Origin of the sequence: Streptomyces sp. NPDC052040 (assembly GCF_044548405.1) — a bacterium.
Lineage (GTDB): Bacteria > Actinomycetota > Actinomycetes > Streptomycetales > Streptomycetaceae > Streptomyces.
Genome location: NZ_JBIUBV010000034.1, coordinates 1 through 1,360 on the forward strand (window position 1 = coordinate 1; position 1,360 = coordinate 1,360).

General features: G+C 66.8%; 1 pseudogene. It reads left to right on the forward strand.

What is annotated here, in order from left to right:
• Positions 1–1,360: pseudogene (locus ACIHAA_RS31840) on the forward strand (alpha-1,4-glucan--maltose-1-phosphate maltosyltransferase); the annotation flags it as partial.

Sequence of the window (1,360 nt, forward strand, 5' to 3'; positions counted from 1 at the left end):
CGCCCGGTTGGCGGGGGCGTTGGCGCCGGGTGTGGTGGGGGTGTTGGGGCGGTTTCCGTTGCGGGAGTTGGTGTCGTCGTCGGGTGGGCTGGGGTTGGTGGTGGAGCGGGAGCGGGCGTTGTTCGGGTCGTGGTACGAGTTCTTTCCGCGGTCGGAGGGGACGGTGGAGCGGCCGCATGGGACGTTGCGGTCGGCGGCGCGGCGGTTGCCGGTGATTGCGGGGATGGGTTTTGACGTGGTGTATCTGCCGCCGGTGCATCCGATCGGGGTGACGTTCCGCAAGGGTGCGAACAATGCGTTGTCGGCGGGGGTGGGGGAGGTGGGGGTGCCGTGGGCGATCGGGTCGGTGGAGGGCGGCCATGATGCGGTGCATCCGGAGCTGGGGACGGTGGAGGATTTCGGCTGGTTCGTGGGGCGGGCGCGGGAGCTGGGTCTTGAGGTGGCGCTGGATTTCGCGTTGCAGTGTTCGCCGGATCATCCGTGGGTGGAGAAGCATCCGGAGTGGTTCCGTCACCGGGCGGACGGAACGGTGGCGTTCGCGGAGAACCCGCCGAAGAAGTACCAGGACATCTACCCCGTCCACTTCGATGCGGATATGGACGGTCTGGTCGCGGAGTCGGTGCGGATCCTGCGGTTCTGGATGGGGCTGGGGGTGCGGATCTTCCGTGTCGACAACCCGCATACCAAGCCGGTGGTGTTCTGGGAGCGCGTGATCGGTGAGATCAACGGGGCGGATCCGGATGTGATGTTCCTGGCGGAGGCGTTCACGCGTCCGGCGATGATGCGGACGCTGGCGGCGGTCGGGTTCCAGCAGTCCTACACCTACTTCACCTGGCGGAACACCAAGGCGGAGCTGACCGAGTACTGCACGGAACTGGCGGGGGAGTCGGCGGCGTTCATGCGGCCGAACTTCTTCGTGAACACCCCTGACATCCTCCACGCGTATCTTCAGCACGGCGGCCGCCCTGCGTTCGAGGTGCGGGCGGTACTCGCGGCGACGCTGTCTCCGTCGTGGGGCATGTATTCGGGTTTCGAGCTGTGTGAGAACACGCCGTTGCGGGAGGGCAGCGAGGAGTACCTGGATTCGGAGAAGTATCAGCTGCGGCCGCGTGACTGGGAGCGGGCGGAGCGGGAGGGCCGGACGATCGCTCCGCTGATCACCCGGCTGAACCGGATCCGCCGGGAGAGTCCGGCGTTGCGGCAGTTGCGGAATCTGCATTTCCATCACGCGGACAAGGACGAGGTGATCGTCTATTCGAAGCGTGCCCGGGGCAGCACGGTGCTGGTGGTGGTGAACCTGGATCCGTACCACACCCAGGAGGCGACCGTGTCGTTGGACATGGGCCTGCTCGGCCTGGGC